The organism is Frankia sp. CpI1-P (assembly GCF_001421075.1).
Taxonomy (GTDB): Bacteria; Actinomycetota; Actinomycetes; order Frankiales; family Frankiaceae; genus Frankia; species Frankia torreyi.
The window spans coordinates 18,856-36,610 of sequence record NZ_LJJX01000012.1 but is presented as its reverse complement, the minus strand read 5'-3'; the positions used below and the strand labels follow the sequence as shown (position 1 = coordinate 36,610).

Sequence of the window (17,755 nt, the reverse complement as noted above, 5' to 3'; positions counted from 1 at the left end):
CGGTGGGCCGCCTTCAGGCGGCCATGGGCGGTGCCGGCGGCACCGGGGCCGGCGCGGCGACCGTGGCGGTGTCGGCCGTCGGCGACCCGGCGTGGCAGGTGAGGAAGCCGGCGACAGCGGCCGACCAGGTGAACTGCTCGGCCCGGGCCCGCGCCGCCGCGCGCCGGTCGGCCTCCCCGGCCGGCGGCACCGACAGCAGGTCGACGACCGCGTCGGCGAACGTGAACCCGCTGCCGGCGGCGATCGCGCCCACCCCCGGCACCACCAGCTCGGCCAGCGCGCTGGCATGGTTGACCACCACCGGCGTGCCGCTGGCGAGGGCCTCCAGGGCGGCCAGTCCGAACGTCTCCACCGGTCCCGGGGCGAGCGCGAGGTCAGCGGTGGCGAGCAGGCCGGCGAGCCGTTCGCGGTCGGCGACGAAGCCGAGGAAGGTCACGGGCAGCCCGGCGGCCCGCCGTTCCAACCGGCCGCGGTGGGCCCCGTCGCCGGCGATCACCAGGCGGACCGGAACCCGCCGGCGGACGAGCTCGGCGACGGCGTCGACGGCGGTGTCCACCCGCTTCTCCGGCGCCAGCCGGCTGGCCACGACCAGCAGCGCCTCCCGGTCCCGGGCGAACGCCCGGCGCAGCGTGCGGTCGCGGTGATCGGGGTGGAACCGGTCGAGTTCCACGCCGAGCGGGATGTGGCACAGATTCGGCGTGCCGAGCCGGACGAACTCGGCCGCGGCCCAGGCCGTCGTCGTGACGACCGTGTCGAACCCGGCGGCGAGCGAGGCGTTCGCCCGGTCCGCCGCCGCCGTCACCGGCAGCACGCCCCGCAGCGCCGGCGGCGTCCAGGTGCCGAGCAGCCGGTCGAGCCGTTCGTGGCTGACGACCAGGGACGGCACGCCGTGCCGGCGCGCCCAGCCGCCCAGCGGACGCAGGGTCGCCCGGTCGTGGACCTCCAACCGGTCGGGCTGCTCCCGGTCGAGCAGGGCCGCCACCCGCCACGGCTGGGTGATGACCCGGTAGCCGGTGCCGGGCAGGCGGGGGGCCCGAACCCGCAGCACCAGCGCGTCGGGGCGCTGCTCGACCTCGTCATGCTCCCCGGGCACGATCTGGACGACCTCGTGACCGGCCGCCGTGTAGCCCGCGGCGAGGTGGCGCAGCGTCGTCCGGATGCCGCCGGAGGCCGGCGCGACGAAGTTCGCCGCCTGCACGATCTTCATGGTGACCGCCTGTCGTCTCGTCGGGCCGCGTCCCGGCCGCCCGCCCCCGTTGCCGGCGGCCACCCGGCCGCCCCCGATCCCCGCCGGGCACCACCGCCGGACCCTGCCTGCAGGTGCCGGGCCGCCCACCCACCCGGGCCGGGCCGTCCGGGCGTCCCGGCCCGGCCGTCCGGCCCCCCGCGCGCGCCGATCTCCCGATGCCCCCCGTGCGCCCCGCGCCCCCCGTGCGCCCCGTGCGCGCCTGGCCCGGCGCGATGGCCGGCCTGTCCGCCGCGACGCGCGGTCTGTCCGCCGCCGGTGCCGAGGACGTCGCGGTAGTGGCCGAGCAGCTCGTCGCCGACCGCGCTCCAGCCGCATCCGGCGACGGAGTCCCGCGCGGCCAGCGCCATGGTGGCCCGCCGCTGCGGGTCGCTGACCAGCGCGGCGACCTGGGCGCGCAGCGCCGCCGGATCCCCCGGGGCGTAGTGCAGGCCGGTGCGGCCGTGCTCGACGACGTCGAGCAGCCCACCGGCCGCCGGGGCGACCACCGGTACCCCGCTGGCCTTGGCCTCCTGGGCGGCCTGGCAGAACGTCTCGTGCACGCCGGTGTGCACGAACACGTCCAGGCTCGCCACCGCGGCGGACAGCTCGCGGCCACTGCGGAAGCCCAGGAAGGCGGCGTCCGGCAGCGTCCGGGTGAGGGCCAGTCGGGACGGGCCATCACCGACGACGACGAGCCGGGTGCCCGGCAGGTCGGCGACCGCACCCAGCAGGTCCACCCGCTTCTCCCGGGCGAGCCGGCCGACGTAGCCGACGAGCAGCTCGCCGCCCGGGGCGAGTTGGCGGCGCAGGTCGGCGTCGCGGTGCCCCGGATCGAAACGTTCGAGATCCACGCCCCGGCTCCAGCGGGCGACCCGCTGCACCCCCTGGCGCAGCAGGGCGTCGACCGAGTCCCAGGACGGCGCGAGCGTGCGCGCCGCCAGCCGGTGCACGGTGGCGAGCCAGCGCCAGATCGTGCGCTCGGCGGTGGCCAGGCCGTAGCGGGCCGCGAACGCCGCGATGTCGGTCTGGTAGACGGCGACGCTCGGCACGTCGAGCCGCCGGGCCGCGAACACCGCCTGCGCGCCGAGCCCGGCCGGCGCCGCGAGATGAACGATGTCCGGGTCGAACTCGCGCAGCGCCGCGGGCAGGGCGGGCCACGGGACGGCGAAGCGGAACGCCGGGTAGCCGGGCATCGGCGCCGACGGCGCCCACAGCACGGGCGCGCCGGCGTGTGCGCGGGGGGCGGTGCGCCGGGCGGCCGGTGCCGGGGCCGGCGCGACGACCATCGCCTCGTGCCCGCGGTCGCGTAGATGCTCCAGGACTCGGCACACCGTGTTCGTCACCCCGTCCACGTGGGGGAGGAACGACTCGGTGATCACGGCTACGCGCACACCGAGCACGGTGGCAGGGCACGGAGCCGTCCCGCGGACGGCCAGCCGACCGCTACGTGAACGTTCCCGCACAGCTTCGTGCCGGAAAGCGTCGCCCAGGCCGGGTGGCCGAAGTTCGGGTGGCCGCGGGCCGGGTGGCCGCGGTCCGGGTGGTCCGGGGCCCCTGGCGCAGTGCGGTGCCCGATCGTGGCCGTTTTCCCCGCGACCCGGTGAGGAGGATATTGGGAGGGGCAGGGCAGGCGCGGGCGGGGACGAACCGGACAGGGAGAACCATCGAGGTGCACAGATGATGTTCAAACGCCGGGAGACGGTTCTCATCACGTCCGCCGGCCGGTCGCGGCAGTCCGACATCCACCGCCGGGAGCGGCGTTACCTGGCCTCGATGCTGTTCCGGGTCATCTGCTTCGTGCTCGCCGTGGTCGCCTTCCAGGGCTGGCTGCGGTTCATCGCCGTCGCGATCGCCGTCATCCTGCCCTGGGTCGCGGTCGTCGTCGCCAACGGTGGCCCGCCCCCCGAGCGGGACCGACCCGCCACCTTCGATCCGGTGCGGGCGGTGCAGGACGCGCCGGCGGCGCTGACCGCCGATCCCCACCGCGTGGTCGACAGCGAGGGCTGGGTCGACGACGCGGGCTGGGTCCACGGCCGGCCCTCGGCGGCGCCGGGCGGCGCGTGGTCCGCGACTGCGGACGCGGCCTCCGAGTATCCGGCGGACGCGTCGACCCCCGGCTCGTCGTCCTCGGGCTCGTCGTCCTCGGGCTCGTCGACACCCGGCAACGAGCCGCCGGGGCCCGCCGAAGCCTCCGCGCGGGCTGATCCCGTGGCCGACGCCCCGTCACGGTGACCTTCATCAGCTTCACCACGGACTATGGGCTCGCGGATGGTTTCGTCGCGGCGTGCCACGGGGTGATCCTGCGGGCAGTGCCGACGGCCCGCATCATCGACGTTACCCACCTCGTGCCGCGGGGCGACGTGCGCCGCGCGGCGGCGGTGCTCGCCCAGACCGTCGGCTCGCTGCCGCGCGGGGTGCACCTCGCGGTGGTGGACCCGGGGGTGGGCACGGCGCGCCGGGCGGTGGCGGTGCGCGCGGCCGGCGGCGACCTCGTCGGGCCCGACAACGGCCTGCTGATCGCGGCGGCCGAGCGGCTCGGCGGCGTCGAGGCGGCGGTGACGCTGCCGGTGCCGGCCGCAGTGCCCGCCACGTTCCACGGCCGCGACGTGTTCGCGCCCGCCGCCGCCGAGCTCGCCCGGGGGACGGAGCTGACCGCGCTCGGCGCGCCGCTCGACCCGGCGACGCTCGTCCGCCTGCCCGCCCTGCACGCCCGGCTGCGGTCGGACGGGGCGCTCGAGGCCGAGGTGCTGCTCGTCGACACCTTCGGCAACGTGCAGCTCGCGGCCGAGGGGGCGTTGCTCGCCGATGCCGGGCTGCGGCCGCCCGGCCGGGCGCTGGTCTGGGCCGCCGCCCCCGGCACCGGCCCATCCCTCGGCGCGGCCGGTGGAACACCCGTGACGGAGCTGGCGGTCGGGGTGACGTTCGGGTCGGTGGCGCCCGGCGAGCTGGTGCTCTACGTGGACGCCGCGGGCATGGCCGCGATCGCGGTCCGCGACGGCGACGCGGCCCGCACCCTGGCCGTCGCCCCGGCGGACCGGCTCGCNCTGTGTCGGGCGGGCACCGGGGTCTGAGCGGGCACCGGGGTCTGAGCGGGCGTCGAGCCTGAGCGGGCGTCGAGCCTGGGTGGGCGTCAGGGCCAGTCCGGGCCGTTCGCGGGTCAGCAGAAGCCGGGGACGGCCTGCCAGCTCGGGCCCGGGTCGGGCGCGTCGTCGCGCAGCACCGTCGCCTCGATCCGCCCGTAGGGACGGTCCGGTGCCTGGTAGACGACGTCCGGGTTGTCCAGACCGAACGGTTCGAGGTCGACCAGGAAGTGATGCTTGTTCGGCATCGACATCCGTACCTCGGCGACCTGCGGGAAGGCGGTCAGGGCCGCCTCGCCCATCCGGTAGAGCGTCTGCTGCAGCGCCAGGCTGTGGACGTCGGCGAACGTGCTGACCAGAGTTTCGCGGACGCCGTCGAACAGCGGCCCGAAGTCATGACCGGCCCCGATGTAACGCCAGCGGGCCGTCACCTCGGTCGCGAGGATGNGGTCGGTGGTCTCGGCCAGCGTCGTGTAGTCGTCGCGGGGAAATCCCCAGAACTCCGAACCGGTCGACTTGAGCAGGACCAGCCCGGCGAGTCCGGAAACGACGAATGCGGCGTCGCCGTCCACCGTGACGACCGTCGTCCGTCTTTCCCCGCCGGCCCGGCTGAACGCATGGTCGTGCGGCGTCCCGCCTACCAGGATTCGATTCCAGTGGTATTTCTCGATCTCTATCCGGGCGCCGTCGATCCACGGGAAGGAATCGACGAAATGCCGGCCGAGCCGGATCGCGAAATCCTCGATCTGGCCGATGCCATGCTTCCGCGCGAAGGCGTAGACGGTGTTCTTCTGCGCATCGGTCGTGAGGACGTGGGAGTTGTCACCGGTCAGGTGTGCCGCGGCGAAGTCGCCGCGAAGCGCGGTGGACACGTTCAGGTCGGTGAGGTGATGCACCGGACCTGTGCGGTCCACGTGGACGAGACGGATCTCCGCCTTGCCGAACTGGTTCGGTCCAAGCACGATCGCCATCGAGCCTCCCTGGTCGCGGGGACGTGCGTTCCCTCGCGGTGAGGGTCGCCCAGCGACGAGTCTGGTCCGGTCCCCGGCCGGGCCCGGCGCGGCCCGGCACGTGGCGCCGCGACCCGCGCGGCCCGACGGTGTCCACGGACGCCCCGCCCGTGGCCCAGCCCCGGCCCGTGGCCCCGCCCATCCTGCGGCAGCGGTGTGACGGCACGGGCCGTCCGTGGGTTTCGTGGCCGTTTCCGCCGGTCGGCCGCGAGCCGTCCGTGCCGAGGCCGTCCAGTGATCCTCCGGGGGTCCACCCGAGGGTCCGTGGTGGCCGGGGTGGGCGCAGTCCGCCNCCGGCCCCACCACCCCCGGGTTCGCGGGTCATCGATCACCGATCGCCCAACGAATCCGCGTTTCCCGCCGGAATTCCATCGACATCGCAATCATCCGTGATGGTCCTGGGTTGGTGTCGACCGGATGGCCCGTCTGGTCGTCCCCGAGTTGCGGAAAACCATCCGTCGGCGTGACCGGNTGCNCCGTCTTTGGCGGCGCGATGGGTCCAGGTCGTCGCTTTCGACGGGTCGGCGAATTGTCATCCCGGGGGGCAACCTCATCCGGTGTCCGCGCGTCGGAAGAGGGGAAAGGGGAGGGGTTTATGGGGAATGCCCGGAGGGTGCTACCCTCCGTATTTATATGCTCGACGCGGAGTGATGGTCGGGCGGCTGACACCGGCCAGTCCGGTGATCGACGGGACGAGGTGCCGACCCCTGGGTACCGTTCAGACCTAGGCTTCCGTCCGGCGACGATGCCGGTCGCGTTCTTCGGAAGAGGGCATTACATGTCTCGCTCGGTAATGATTCCCTCACGTGTTTCTCGTGGGTGGGACCCGAGCCGTCCGGGTCGGCGGCCGGCCGGCACTTTCGGGCATCGGCGTGGCCGGTGGGTCGGCGGGGCGCTCGCGTTCGTCACGGCGCTGACCGTCGCCGCCTGCTCGCCCGGCGGCGGGTCGTCGAAGCCGGCGGGCGTCGCCGTGCCGGATCCCGCGGCGAGCGTGACCGTCTTCCCGGGCGACGACACCAGGGGCGTCACCCTCACCGATCACGTCGTCGTCCACGCCAACGCCCCGCTGGCCGACGTGAGCGTCGCCCGGGAGGCGAGCGCGTCGGAGAAGACCGAGCCGGGGGTGCTGCTCGGGACGTTCTCGGCCGACCGGCGTACCTGGACGTCCGCGGGCGGTCTGTACTCCGACTCCCGCTACCAGGTCACCGCCACCACCAGCCCCGCGGCGGGGATCGTCGGGACGAAGTCGGTGCGTACGAGTTTCGTCACCGGGGTGCCGGAGAAGGCGTTCAAGGTCTCCTGGGATCCGGTCGCCGGGCAGACGGTCGGGGTCGGCGCGCCGATCAGCCTGACCTTCAGCGCCCCCGCACCGGACCGCGCCGCCGTGCAGCGCATGCTGTCCGTGCGTACCGACCCGCCGGTCCTCGGCGCCTGGAACTGGATCTCGAACCGGCTCGTCGTCTGGCGCCCGCAGCAGTACTGGACGCCGGGAACGAAGGTGCACGTGGAGGCGAACCTCGCCGGGTACGACGCGGGCGGGGGACGCCTCGGCGTGAAGGACCGGGCGATGGACTTCGTCGTCGGCTCGGCGCAGATCTCCAAGGTCGANGCCGCCACCCACATCATGCAGGTGTTCCGCAACGGTCAGTTGCTGCGCACGATGCCGGTGAGCCTCGGCAAGCCCACAACCCCGTCGATGGACGGCCCCCACAACGTCCTCGGNAAGTCGCCCGAGGTGATTATGGATTCGGCGACGGTGGGCATCCCCAAGGGCAACCCGGATTACTACTACGAAAAGGTCCAGTGGGCGGTGAACTACACCAGCGGCGGGCAGTACGTGCACTCCGCGCCCTGGTCGGTGGCCTCTCAGGGGCGGACGAACGTCTCCCACGGCTGCGTGAACGCTTCCCCGGCCGACGCCCAGTGGTTCTACGGAATCAGCCGGCTTGGTGACATCGTCGACATCGTCAACAGCGGCCGCCCGCCGGACACCAGCCAGCTCGGCAACTTCTGGTCGGTACCGTGGTCGGTCTGGAAGGCGGGCAGTGCCCTGCCCGTGTCGGACCAGCCCGAGACGGCGGCTCCCACCACTCCGCCGGCGGCGAGCACCGCCGTTCCCAGCGCCCCCGGCGGCCCCGGGGCCTCGGCGGCCGGCGGCCCCGGTGCTTCGGCGGCCGGCGGCGCCTGACCGGCCCCGCCTCGGCGCCGACCGGTCACCGCCCACGCGGGTGGTGACCGGCTCGTCGGCGTCTGCGGGGTGCGCCGGCGTCGCGGCGAGCCCGGCCGGCCCACCGGTCCCGCGCCGTCCCGGGGCGTCCCGCGCCGTCCCGGGACGTGCCCCGTCGACGCGGGCGGACCCGGCCGGGAAGGCACGGGCCGTGGCGACGGGCACGCAAGAAGTCGGTGAATTTCCCGCCGAACCCGGTCACGCATCGGCCCGTGACGGCACCAACCGGCCCATGCTGTTGAGTGGAAGCATGAAGTGCGCGCTGGCGCGGCGCCCCGGCGGGCCGCGACCGGGTGGGGCCGACGTCCGCGGCTCGCGCGGCGGCCGTGCCCGCCGAGGCGGCTGCGGCTGTCGCGACGCTCGGGGAAGATCGCGACCTCCGGGAAGAGTGGGGCGTCCGGAATGGCCGCGGCGTCCGGGAAAAGTACGACGTCGCGAACGAGTGCGACGGCTGGGAAGAGTGCGACGTTCGAGAGGTGCATCGTGAGGCGCTTGCGCAACCAGGCCACCGGTCTGCCGGTCTGGTGGCTCGAGCTGCTGATGTTGGCCGTCCTGTACTACTCGTACACCGGGACCCGCTCCGTCGCCGACGCCTCGGCCGGCGAGGCGATGCGGATGGGCCACGACCTGGTGCGGTTCGAGACCTTCCTGCACCTCGACATCGAGCTCAGCCTCAACCGGTGGCTGCAGAGCGTCCCGGTGCTGGCGGTGGTGTGCTGCTACTACTACGCGACACTGCACTTCGTGGTGACGCCGGGACTGCTGGTGTGGACGCACCGCCGGCACACCCGGCACTACGCACAGATCCGCTGGACGCTCGTGGTGACCACGCTGATCTGCCTGGTCGGGTTCTTCCTGTTCCCGACGGCGCCGCCCCGCCTGCTCACCGGCACCTCGTACACCGACACCATGTCGCACTTCGCGGGCTGGGGCTGGTGGACCGGGACCGCCAGCGCCGCCCCGAACGGACTGGAAGGCATCACCAACCAGTACGCGGCGCTNCCGTCGCTGCACTGCGCCTGGTCGATGTGGTGCGGGTTCCTGCTCGTGCGCTTCGGGCGCCGGCCGGTGACCCGGATCCTCGGGGTGCTCTACCCGGCGGCCACGTTCTTCGTCGTCATGTCGACCGCCAACCACTATCTGCTCGACGCGGTGGCCGGCTGGATGGTCCTCGGCGTCGCCGCCGGTTCCGTCGCGCTGGTGTTCGCCTGGCGGCGGCGGGTCCCGACGGTCCCGGTCGGTGCCGTGCCGGTGCCGGTGCCGCCGCGGGAGTCGGCCCGACCGGCCGGCTCGGCGGCCCCGGTCGCCGTTGCGAACGCAGGTGGGTCAGGCCCGGTGCCGGTCGTGCTCGCCGCCTCGACGGCGGCCGGCCGCGATCCCACCGCCGGTTCGGGCGCCGTCGAGGCGGCCGAGTCGCCCCCCTCGCCAGAGTCGCCCCCCTCGCCGGAGTCGCCCCCCTCGCCGGAGTCGCCGGAGTCGCCGGCGGAGCCCACCGCGGCCCAGCCCGCCCCGCCGGCGGAACCCGCTTCCTCGGCACGGGCGGCGCCGGCCCCCGATCGGCAGGGCCCACCGGCCACAGCGCCCGTGCCCCCTGTGCCGGCCCCCGCCGCGCCTGAGCACTCCCTGCGATCGGACCGGGCCATCCGTCCGGACGGTGCGCGCGCGGTCTGATTCGGACGGGCCTCGTCCGGGCGACCAAGCGGCGCGGCGCCCCGCCTGCCGGTGGGGCCACGCCGTGGCGGGGTGTCCAGGATGGGCGGTTTGCGACCCCCGGTGTGTTGCCTGGGTGGGCGATGTGCGAAGGTTGTGCCGCGGCCGGCGTCGGCCGCGCACCCTCCCTACCTCGCCTGTCCGGGCAGCGTCGCGAAAGATGCACGTCCGACCCTTCCGCGCCGTCCCCGGGTTGCGCGTCCGGTCCGATCCCGCTCGGAGTCCGATCGATGTCCCCGTCCCTGGCCGCGCGGCTGCACCGTCCTCGCCCGCTCGCGTTCGTCGTGTCGCTGGTGCTGGCCTGGCTGCTGCTCGCCCTGATCGCCTTCGCGCTGCGCCGCGGGCCCATCCAGGATGACCTGGCCGCCCGGGCGACGGCGGCCGTCCGGGCTGTCGGCGGTGTGCACGCCCAGGTGCGCATCGAGGGGCGGGAGGCGATCGTCACCGGGCGCTTCCCCAGCGCGGCGGCCGCGGAGCAGGCGCGGGCCTCGGCCGCGGTCTCCGGCACCACGTCGGCCCGCCTCGGCGACGACGTGGTCATCGCCACCCAGCCGGCCAGGCCGCTGGTGCTCGCCGTGGCCGGGCAGGGCCTGTCGGTCACCGCGACCGTGCCGGACGCGGCGAGCCGCGCCGCGCTGCTGGCCGCCGTGGCCGACGCCGCCGATGGCACGGTGCGCGGCCAGGTGCTCGTCGACCCGGCGGTCGCCGAGCCGCCGGTGGAGGCCGTTGCCGCCCTCGCCACGGCGCTGCGCGGGGTGGCGGGGGAGCACTCCGCGACAGTGTCCGGCTCGACCGTCGCCCTCGCNGGCGGCACTCCCGACGAGGCGGCCCGCCGCCGGCTCGGCGCGGCGGTGCTGGCCGCGACCGCCGCCACCGTCCCCGGCGCCACGCTGGCGGACCATCTGGTCGTCACCCGCACCGGGTCCGGTGCCGCCGCCAGGCCGGGTCGCGCCGCGGCCGGGAGCCGGCAGTCGGGATCGGCCGCGCCGGGCGACACCTCCGCTGGTTCAGGGGTGTCCGCTGGTTCAGGGGCGTCCGCCGGGACGGCCGGAACCCTGGCGGCCCTGCGGGCGGTCCTTGACGGTCACGACGTCACCTTCCCGGTGTCCGGGGCGCGGCTGAGCCCGTCGGCGCAGGCCAGCCTGGACAAGGTCGCCAGCACCCTGCGCGGCGGGGATCTCGCCGTCCTCGTCGGCGGCTACACCGACACCTCGGGGCCGTCCGCGTTGAACCAGGCGCTGTCACTGAACCGGGCCCAGGCCGCCNCCGACTACCTGACGAGCCGGGGTGTCCCCGCAGACCTCGTGCGGGTCGCGGGCTTCGGCTCCCGCGAACCGGTCGCGAGCAACGGCACCTTGCAGGGCCGCGCCGCCAACCGTCGCGTCGAGATCATCCCGTTGCCGTCGCGCTGACGGCGGTGACCGTGGGTGCGAGACCGCACCCGTGCCGGCGTAACGCCGGGCCGGCGTGGTAGGCAGACGCCATGGGCGACTCAAGCATGGGGCTGCACGAGCAGCCCGACAAGCTCTCCGCGCAGACGGTCGACCGNCATCGGGCGATCGTCTCGCTGATGGAGGAGCTCGAGGCGGTCGACTGGTACGACCAGCGGGTCGACGCCGCGACGGACCCGGAACTGGCCCAGGTGCTGGCGCACAACCGGGACGAGGAGAAGGAACACGCGGCGATGACGCTGGAATGGCTGCGTCGCCACGATCCCGTGCTGGACACCCAGCTACGGACCTACCTGTTCACCTCCGGACCGGTGACCGAGGTCGAACAGGAGGCCATGGATCGGGGCGGCTCCGGCGACCCGGGCGCGGTGACGGAGCGGCAGGCGGCGGGGCCCGGTGACGGCTCCCTCGGAATCGGCAGTCTGAAAGGTGTAGGCGAGTGAATCATCTGCTGNGCGGCCACGCCCCGCTGACGGACGCTGCCTGGAAGGCGGTGGACGACGAGGCGAAGGCCCGCCTCACGACGAACCTGGCCGCCCGCAAGGTGGTGGACTTCGCCGGGCCGCACGGCTGGGAGTACTCCGCCACCCCGCTGGGTCGGGTGGCGGCGCTGTCCTCGCCGCCGGCGGCCGGGGTGCAGGCCCGGGTCCGCCAGGTGCAGCCGGTCATCGAGCTGCGCGTCGGCTTCACCCTCGATCGCGCCCAGCTCGCCGACGCCGACCGCGGCGCCGACGACCTCGATCTCGCGCCGCTGGAGGAGGCGGTGCGCCGCATCGCCGTCACCGAGAACTCGGTGGTCTTCCACGGCTACCAGGAGGCCGGCCTGGTCGGCATCACGCAGGCGTCGGCACATCCCCAGCTCCCGCTGGCGGCGGGGACCGACACCTACCCGCGCACCGTGGCCAAGGCCGTCGCCCTGCTGCGCCGCGCCGGCATCGCCGGACCGTACGCCCTGGCCCTCGAGCCGGACAGCTACACCGCGGTGATCGAGACCGCCGAGCACGGCGGCTACCTGCTGCTCACCCACCTCCAGCACATCCTCGACGGGCCCGTCGTGCAGGCCCCCGGCGTCACCGGAGCGGTCGTGCTCAGCCTGCGTGGCGGCGACTTCGTGCTCGAGTCGGGCCAGGACCTCTCGATCGGGTATGCGGCCCACACTGCGGACACCGTCGACCTGTACCTGGAGGAGAGCTTCACCTTCCGGGTCACCGAGCCCGACGCGGCCGTCGCGCTCGTGCCGGCCGCCGGGGGCGCGTAGCCGATGGTGGGACGGGGGACGGACGGCCCGTTCGTCCCCCGTGTCGCACCGCGCCGGGCCGTCGCGCCGGGGCCGCGGGGGCCTTTGCGCCCGGCCGTGACGGGCGATACGGCCGTCTTGCGCCGAGGGGGCGCCGCATGGCACCCTGCAATTAGGGAAGCCTTAGCTAAGGCATCGGTCCGCTTGGGCTGGCGCCGCGGCCTCCCGGCAGGATCTGCCAACTGCCGGCCAACCCCGGGTGGGCTGGCCGCCTCGGGCTGGTGAGGTGCGGTGCTCATCTGTTCATGCTTCGCGGTGTCTGACCGGACGCTGCGCACAGTGATCGCCGCCGGTGCTCGCGACGTGGACGAGATCGGCGCGCGCTGCGACGCTGGCACGGGCTGCGGCGGCTGCGTCGAGGAGATCGAGGACCTGCTGGACGCCTTCGCCCCCCGCTGCGCCCGTCTGATCGCCAGGGCCAGCTAGCTGGGCGTAAAGGGCCACGGACCAGGTAAAGGGCCCCACGGACCACGTAGGACCTTGGCCGTCCAGGGCCGCCGGCACAGCGGCGCCGAAGGCTCGGTGANGTCGACGAGGATCCGGTGAATCCGTGCGTCGAGCGACATGCGGCCACCGGCCCAGGCGATGCGTCGGCGACGTTCCGACACACTCGGTAGTGTCATCGCCATGATGCGTAGCGTGATCGGATGCGTGGTGACGCGCCGGACCGCGACGCCGTCGGCGAGGCGCCCGGCGGCCCTGCCCGTCGTCCTGCTGGCGTTGCTGGCCCTGCTGGGCTGCGTGGTGGGCCCGGCGGCGCCGGCGAGCGCAGGCGGCGGACCGCCCGGCAGCGACCGCGATCCGCGCGCAGCCGCAGCCGCAACGGCAGCGGCAGCGGCAGCTCCGGCTGATCCGCCGCCGGTCGCCGCCGACGCTGCCGGGCCCGACCCGGACCTGCCGGGGCCCTGGCAGATCGGTTACCGCACGGTGCGGATCGTCGACTCCAGCCGCCCGGGCCGTGTTCTCGTGACCTCGCTGTGGTACCCGGCCCGCCCGGACGCGTCCGCCGCCCCCGGCACGCCCCTTCCCGGGACGAGCGGAGTGAACGGGGTGAACGGGACGAACGGCCCGAGCGGCGGGCCGCGCGCGGCGACCGAATCCGGCGCCGGTGGAGCCTGCCCCGAGGTCGCGGCCGCCGGCCCGGCGGGTCTCGGCGGGCCCGGCCGGCCGGCGTTCTACCCGTTGGTCGGAAACGTCGGGTTCCCCTCGGCGAGCGCCGTGACGGACGCCGCCCCGGCCCCGGGTCGGTTCGCCCTCGTCGTGTTCTCCCACGGCAGCGCCGGCAGCCGGGTCCAGTCGGCCTACCTGATGGAGGCGCTGGCCAGCCACGGTTTCCTCGTCGCCGCCCCCGACCATCCCGGCGACACGATGACCGACGCCGCGGCGGGCCGGGAGGAGCGCCAGCTCGCCCTGGCGACGGATCGGCCCCGCGACGTCTCCGCGGTCATCGACGCGCTGACCGCCAGGTCCTGCCTGGTCGCGTCGCGGGTCCGGCGCGACGAGATCGGCGTCGTGGGCTTCTCCTTCGGCGGTTTCACCGCGGTCGTGTCCAGCATCGGCGTCCTGTCCGCGCCGGCGGACAGGCGCATCCGGGCGTCCGTGGGGATCGCGGCGGCGACCTCCCCGTTGCCCGCGGCGTCACTCGCCCAGGTGCGCGTGCCGACGCTGCTCATCGGCGGTACCCGGGACGTGAACGTGCCGATCGCCCGGAACGTCGACCGGGCGTTCAACCTCCTGGTCGACTCCCACCCGCGGATGACCGTCGCCGTCACCGGCGCCGTGCACAACTCGTTCACCGAGATCTGCCGGCAGGCCGGGCTGCTCGGCGCCGCCGGGATCCCGGCCGTGTTGGGCATGCAGGTCGCGCTGACCTCCGCGGCCACCTGCTGGTGGCCGCGGATCGCCCCCGCCGACGCCCACCGGCTCGCGGACCGCTACACCGTGGCCTTCCTCGCGCTGCACCTGCGGGGAGAACCCGGCTACGCGCGCTACCTCACGTCCCCGGAGGCAGGGGACGCGCGGCTGGCGACCGTCCGCTCGAGTCCCTGACCGTCGCGCGGGGGAGGCGGTCGGCGTCGCCGGGTGCAGGCCCGGCCGGTGGCCTTCCCCGGAGGTACTACCCCGGTCGGGCTACCCGGACGGTGCTATGAAGGCATACAGGTGACCCACCCCGACATCAGCGGCTACCGTTGGCCAACCGGCCGGCGGGCGTCACGATGCGCAGCGTCGGCCGGTTGATCCGATCGCGTCGGCGCCTCACCCGGACCCGGTGCCCGAGTCGCCCGCCGAACCGGATCACGGGCGATGCCTACGGGTACGGTGCGGTGCCCCGCAAGGAGGTCGTGGCGATGTCTGCTCGCCAGGTGCGGCGGTTCGAGCTGGAGCGTGAGGTCGACGTCTCGGGGGTGTCCGGGACGGGCGCGGTGGCATTTGGGGCGCAGGCGCCCGACGGCACCTGCGTGCTGTGGTGGGACTCCGAGCACGACTCCATCGCGATCTATCCGACGATGGAGACCCTGCTCGCCATCCACGGGCACGGTGGGACGACCCGGGTGGTCTACATCGACGCGGCCGACCAGGCTCCTCCTGCGCGCTCCACGGTGACGCCGCCGGACCCTCTCGGCCCGGCCTGCCGGGCGGGAGGTCAGGTCAACGGACGGAAGCAGGCGGTCGCGCGGTCCTGAGGATCGACGGTGTAGAGCGCCAGGGTGCCCGCCATCTCCCGCGGATCGATNCCGTGGTCCAGCATCTGCCGGTGTAGATCCGTGAGCATGCGCAGCGCGTAGCCGAGCAGCACGGGCGCGATGCCCGCGGGATGGCGAAGGGTCTCCACAAACCGCGTGTCGGCGTCGGCGTCGCTGGTGAGCGCGGCGAGGATGCCGAGCCTGATGCGATCCTCCAGGTCCTCCCAGACCGCCGTGCTCGCCGGCGTCTCGGGTCCCTGCCAGATCCCCGGCACGCGCAGTTCCGCAACGAGGACGGTCGGCTGGCGGCCGGTGCGTAGATGCANGGCCACGACCCACATCGCCATCAGCCAGCACAGCCCGCGCATCNTGTTCAGCGGATCGGCGGCGACCTGCTCGGACAGATGCCGCTCGGACTGTGGCCGGCTCGCCGGCGCCAACCAGCCCCAGGCGAGGCGTTCGATGTCGACGATCTGGACCATCGGCAGGTCGGCGGGATGGGGTCGGGCCAGCGCGGCAGCTCGGCCGGAGTCGGCGTCGACGAGCGCGAGCGCCCCGGGGTCGGAAAGGGTCTGCCAGGCCAGACCCGCCGATGGCATGCGGCCCACGGTAACCCCAGTAACAAGGCTAAACCAGGGTGTTGGCTGCACGGTGTGAAAATGGTTGTGCGGCCGCCCCGGCCCTTTCTTCCCGTCGGCATCCGGCACCGTCATCTCGCCGTCATGCACGCCCATTCGCGGACGCCGACTTTTCACCGATCGACTCACCGATCGACTCACCGATCGACTCACCGATCGACTCACCGATCGACGACGTAGCGGTGGAACATCGGGTGGATCGTGAACTCGGTGACGCTGTGCAGGGCGGGCCGCGGACGCCGGGGCCGGCGGACCTCGCCAGTCCCGGCCGCCGGCTGGGGCGCGGCGCCGACCGGCACCCGCTCGGGATCGGCGGCGGTGTCCCCGACGGGGACGAGGAAACCGACGTTCCACAGCACCTCGAGGATCACCTCCGGTTCTCGGCTGTCGACCCAGGAGCGGGCCTCCGGGGCCGTGTGGACCGCCCCGGTGGCCAGGTCCAGCAGGAACAGTTCCAGGTCCGCCCGGCCCCAGACGGGCGGCCCGGCGCGGAACGTCTGGAAGACGCCGAGCAGGCCGGGATGCTGGAACCGGTATTCGGCCGCGATGTCGCGCGACCGTTCGGCCGAATACGTCGATTCGACTGCCTGGATGTCCCGCGGGGTGATTCTGACCGACTTGCGGGGGCTGTGGGTACGGGCGTGGTCGAGCGCGTGGCTGCAGTACTGAATGATTTCCCGGGGGCGACACAGTGAACGGTCTGTCATGTACCGGAAGGACCACAGTGGCCGAGTGAAGACCGCGCCCCAGCAGTCATTGTCGGTGCGGCTCCTCATGTCGGGGANCGTATGCCGGATGCGGCCGGCTATCATCTTCCAGAGCCCTTCCTCATCCCAGGAGATCACCTCGATGAGATCGCGGAACTTCTGGGCATCGTCGTAGATCGCGGGAATGCTGTCGTAGAGTTCCTGTCGCAGCGACATGCAGATCCGCAGGTGCGGCGAGAGATCATTGATCGACATGCAGGCCTGGAACAGGCCGGCGACGAACGCCTGGGCGTCCTCGGAGGCGTCCCAGCCGCGGTCCAGCTCGTCGACGAGCACCGTCACCCGGCTGCGTTCGCACAGGCGGACCAGCGGGGGCAGTAGATGTTCGATCTCCTGGAGCTTGTACAGGTACTGCAGCTCCCGGGTGCGCACACCCGCCTCGTACCGGCCTATCTTCACCGACTCGATCCGGCGAAGATAGGAGACGAAGGCATCGAAGGCGCTTGTCGTGCCGCCCGCGTGATGGTCCCGCAGGTAGGTGTGGATCTGGCTCTCCGCGCCACGGCGCAGCCGGCCGTGGNGACGGGTCAGCTCCTTCATGATCAGTATGAGGATCAGGTACTTCCAGGCCGTCGCATAGGCGCCCAGCTTCGCCCACGCGCCGTCCAGCTCCCGGGTCATGGCGGAGCTGAGGAACTCGTAGGAGTAATCCTCCGGGGCCAGCTCGATCACCGAGCGGCCCGCGTCCCGCTGTCGATGCGCCATGGTCTTGAAGATCGCACTTTTGCCGGCGCCCCGGTTCGCGACCAGGATCGTCTTCGTCCCCGAGTTCACCTGGTTGTATGCGGAGGACTCGATGAAATAGGAGTCGAGCCCCCGACGGATGTCTCGTTCCGCGGCGGCCGCGCCGAAGCTGAGCCGGGCAAGATCGACCATCAGAACCCTTTCGGCCGAACGCCGACGCATGGTCCGAGTCTGAACGCTCACGACGATACCGCGAACACCGTCGCATTGCGGGCGAATTTCTCTCGTATACGCGTTTGACGTCCCCACCACTGCGTGGTTCCACCGATCCGGTCGGCGTTCATGCAGGTCGGAGCCCCGGCGGGCCGGGTCGATCCGGTGCGGGATTGCCTCCGCCGGCTACGGGAAGGCGGCCGGAGCAGTCGGCGGCCGCTCCCGGAATCTGCAAAAAAGTCCGCATTGACGACGACGTCCGGCCCGAGACTCCCGCGTGCTTCGGGCCTGCGGTTTCGCGCGCCGGGAATGTCGGGCCGGTCACGGCGACCCGGCCGACCCGGCCGGCCGGGTCGGTCACGGCCTCCCCAGGCCTGGCCGAGCCCCGCGGGACCGGCACGTGATCCGCGGGTGCCTCGATGTCCGGGTGCCTCGATGTCCGGGTGCCTCGATGTCCGGGTGGCTCGGTGACTGTGGGTGACTCGGTGTGGGGTCTAGTCGCCGAGGAGGTCGAGGGGGGTGGTGGGTTGGTGGGGGGTGTGGGGGGTGGTGGTGAGGTGGTGGCGCCAGAGGGTTTCGGCGGCGTCGGGGTCGTGGTTGGTGAGGTGGGTGAGGAGTTGGTGGTGGGTGGTGTGTTGGTGGCGCAGGGTGGTGAGGTCGGGGGTGNGGGTGTCGGGGGTGGTGGCGTCGAGGATGTGGCGGAGCATGCTGCTGATCATGGTGAGGGTGTGGTTGGCGGGGGTGGTGAGGAGGAGGGTGTGGAAGT

11 protein-coding genes and 13 pseudogenes are annotated in these 17,755 nt (G+C 73.6%); 15 read left to right on the top strand and 9 right to left on the bottom strand.

The window, feature by feature from the left end; all coding sequences use genetic code 11:
• Positions 1 to 13: 13 nt before the first annotated feature.
• Both FF86_RS10425 and FF86_RS10420 read right to left on the bottom strand, forming a co-directional pair.
• Positions 14 to 1,207 carry a glycosyltransferase gene (locus tag FF86_RS10425; RefSeq protein ID WP_044884769.1) on the bottom strand — a complete coding sequence of 398 codons (1,194 nt, stop codon included), beginning with the start codon at positions 1,205 to 1,207 and terminating at the stop codon, positions 14 to 16.
• Positions 1,204 to 2,619: a glycosyltransferase family 1 protein gene (locus tag FF86_RS10420; RefSeq protein ID WP_199865364.1), complete on the bottom strand. Its 1,416-nt coding sequence runs from the start codon at positions 2,617 to 2,619 to the stop codon at positions 1,204 to 1,206. The genes FF86_RS10425 and FF86_RS10420 overlap by 4 nt, the downstream gene beginning before the upstream one ends.
• Positions 2,620 to 2,905: 286 nt before the next feature.
• Here FF86_RS10420 and FF86_RS10415 point away from each other — a divergent pair, with 286 nt between their 5' ends.
• Positions 2,906 to 3,460, top strand: coding sequence for a DUF3099 domain-containing protein (locus tag FF86_RS10415; RefSeq protein WP_044884686.1), 555 nt, complete (start codon positions 2,906 to 2,908; stop codon positions 3,458 to 3,460).
• A pseudogene (locus tag FF86_RS10410) lies at positions 3,457 to 4,271 on the top strand (S-adenosyl-l-methionine hydroxide adenosyltransferase family protein); the annotation flags it as partial. The gene FF86_RS10415 and the pseudogene FF86_RS10410, both read left to right, overlap by 4 nt.
• A 114-nt stretch (positions 4,272 to 4,385) precedes the next feature.
• On the opposite strand, the pseudogene FF86_RS45370 reads toward FF86_RS10410, so the two are convergent.
• Positions 4,386 to 4,755, bottom strand: a pseudogene (locus FF86_RS45370) (urate oxidase); the annotation flags it as partial.
• 1 nt (position 4,756) lies between these two features.
• Positions 4,757 to 5,279, bottom strand: a 523-nt coding sequence (gene pucL, locus FF86_RS45365; RefSeq protein ID WP_242418518.1) for a factor-independent urate hydroxylase, incomplete at its 3' end; no start/stop codon positions are given.
• An 817-nt stretch (positions 5,280 to 6,096) separates the two neighbouring features.
• Here pucL and FF86_RS45360 point away from each other — a divergent pair.
• From FF86_RS45360 to FF86_RS10365, 13 genes and pseudogenes are all read left to right on the top strand, one after another.
• Positions 6,097 to 6,926, top strand: a pseudogene (locus tag FF86_RS45360) (Ig-like domain-containing protein); the annotation flags it as partial.
• Between the two features lies 1 nt (position 6,927).
• Positions 6,928 to 7,040: pseudogene (locus FF86_RS45355) on the top strand (L,D-transpeptidase); the annotation flags it as partial.
• Position 7,041: 1 nt separating this feature from the next.
• On the top strand, positions 7,042 to 7,506 hold a 465-nt coding region (locus FF86_RS45350), incomplete at its 5' end, for a L,D-transpeptidase (protein ID WP_242418517.1).
• A gap of 441 nt (positions 7,507 to 7,947) precedes the next feature.
• Positions 7,948 to 8,546: pseudogene (locus FF86_RS64045) on the top strand (phosphatase PAP2 family protein); the annotation flags it as partial.
• 1 nt (position 8,547) lies between these two features.
• A partial coding sequence (locus tag FF86_RS45340; RefSeq protein WP_242418516.1) for a phosphatase PAP2 family protein occupies positions 8,548 to 9,216 on the top strand: 669 nt, incomplete at its 5' end.
• Positions 9,217 to 10,106: 890 nt separating this feature from the next.
• Positions 10,107 to 10,520, top strand: a pseudogene (locus FF86_RS45330) (OmpA family protein); the annotation flags it as partial.
• Between the two features lies 1 nt (position 10,521).
• A pseudogene (locus tag FF86_RS45325) lies at positions 10,522 to 10,667 on the top strand (OmpA family protein); the annotation flags it as partial.
• A gap of 71 nt (positions 10,668 to 10,738) precedes the next feature.
• Positions 10,739 to 10,803, top strand: a pseudogene (locus FF86_RS62140) (ferritin); the annotation flags it as partial.
• Between the two features lies 1 nt (position 10,804).
• A partial coding sequence (locus tag FF86_RS10385) for a ferritin-like domain-containing protein (RefSeq protein ID WP_242418515.1) occupies positions 10,805 to 11,149 on the top strand: 345 nt, incomplete at its 5' end.
• 12 nt (positions 11,150 to 11,161) lie between these two features.
• On the top strand, positions 11,162 to 11,964 hold an 803-nt coding region (locus tag FF86_RS63655; protein WP_304438125.1), incomplete at its 5' end, for a family 1 encapsulin nanocompartment shell protein.
• A gap of 270 nt (positions 11,965 to 12,234) precedes the next feature.
• Entirely contained in the window at positions 12,235 to 12,429 is a 195-nt protein-coding gene (locus tag FF86_RS10375) for a bacterioferritin-associated ferredoxin (protein WP_044884679.1), read from the top strand.
• Between the two features lie 228 nt (positions 12,430 to 12,657).
• Positions 12,658 to 14,052 carry a dienelactone hydrolase family protein gene (locus FF86_RS10370; protein ID WP_242418514.1) on the top strand — a complete coding sequence of 465 codons (1,395 nt, stop codon included), beginning with the start codon at positions 12,658 to 12,660 and terminating at the stop codon, positions 14,050 to 14,052.
• Positions 14,053 to 14,351: 299 nt separating this feature from the next.
• A complete protein-coding gene (locus FF86_RS10365) occupies positions 14,352 to 14,687 on the top strand; it encodes a hypothetical protein (RefSeq protein WP_044884765.1) in 336 nt (111 codons plus the stop codon).
• A 799-nt stretch (positions 14,688 to 15,486) separates the two neighbouring features.
• On the opposite strand, the pseudogene FF86_RS65785 reads toward FF86_RS10365, so the two are convergent.
• The 5 pseudogenes from FF86_RS65785 to FF86_RS62135 all read right to left on the bottom strand — a co-directional run.
• A pseudogene (locus FF86_RS65785) lies at positions 15,487 to 16,109 on the bottom strand (P-loop ATPase, Sll1717 family); the annotation flags it as partial.
• A gap of 1 nt (position 16,110) precedes the next feature.
• A pseudogene (locus tag FF86_RS65780) lies at positions 16,111 to 16,612 on the bottom strand (P-loop ATPase, Sll1717 family); the annotation flags it as partial.
• Between the two features lies 1 nt (position 16,613).
• Positions 16,614 to 16,968: pseudogene (locus FF86_RS65775) on the bottom strand (hypothetical protein); the annotation flags it as partial.
• Positions 16,969 to 17,483: 515 nt separating this feature from the next.
• Positions 17,484 to 17,655 (bottom strand): annotated as a pseudogene (locus FF86_RS45320) (GntR family transcriptional regulator); the annotation flags it as partial.
• A gap of 1 nt (position 17,656) precedes the next feature.
• Positions 17,657 to 17,755 (bottom strand): annotated as a pseudogene (locus FF86_RS62135) (GntR family transcriptional regulator); the annotation flags it as partial.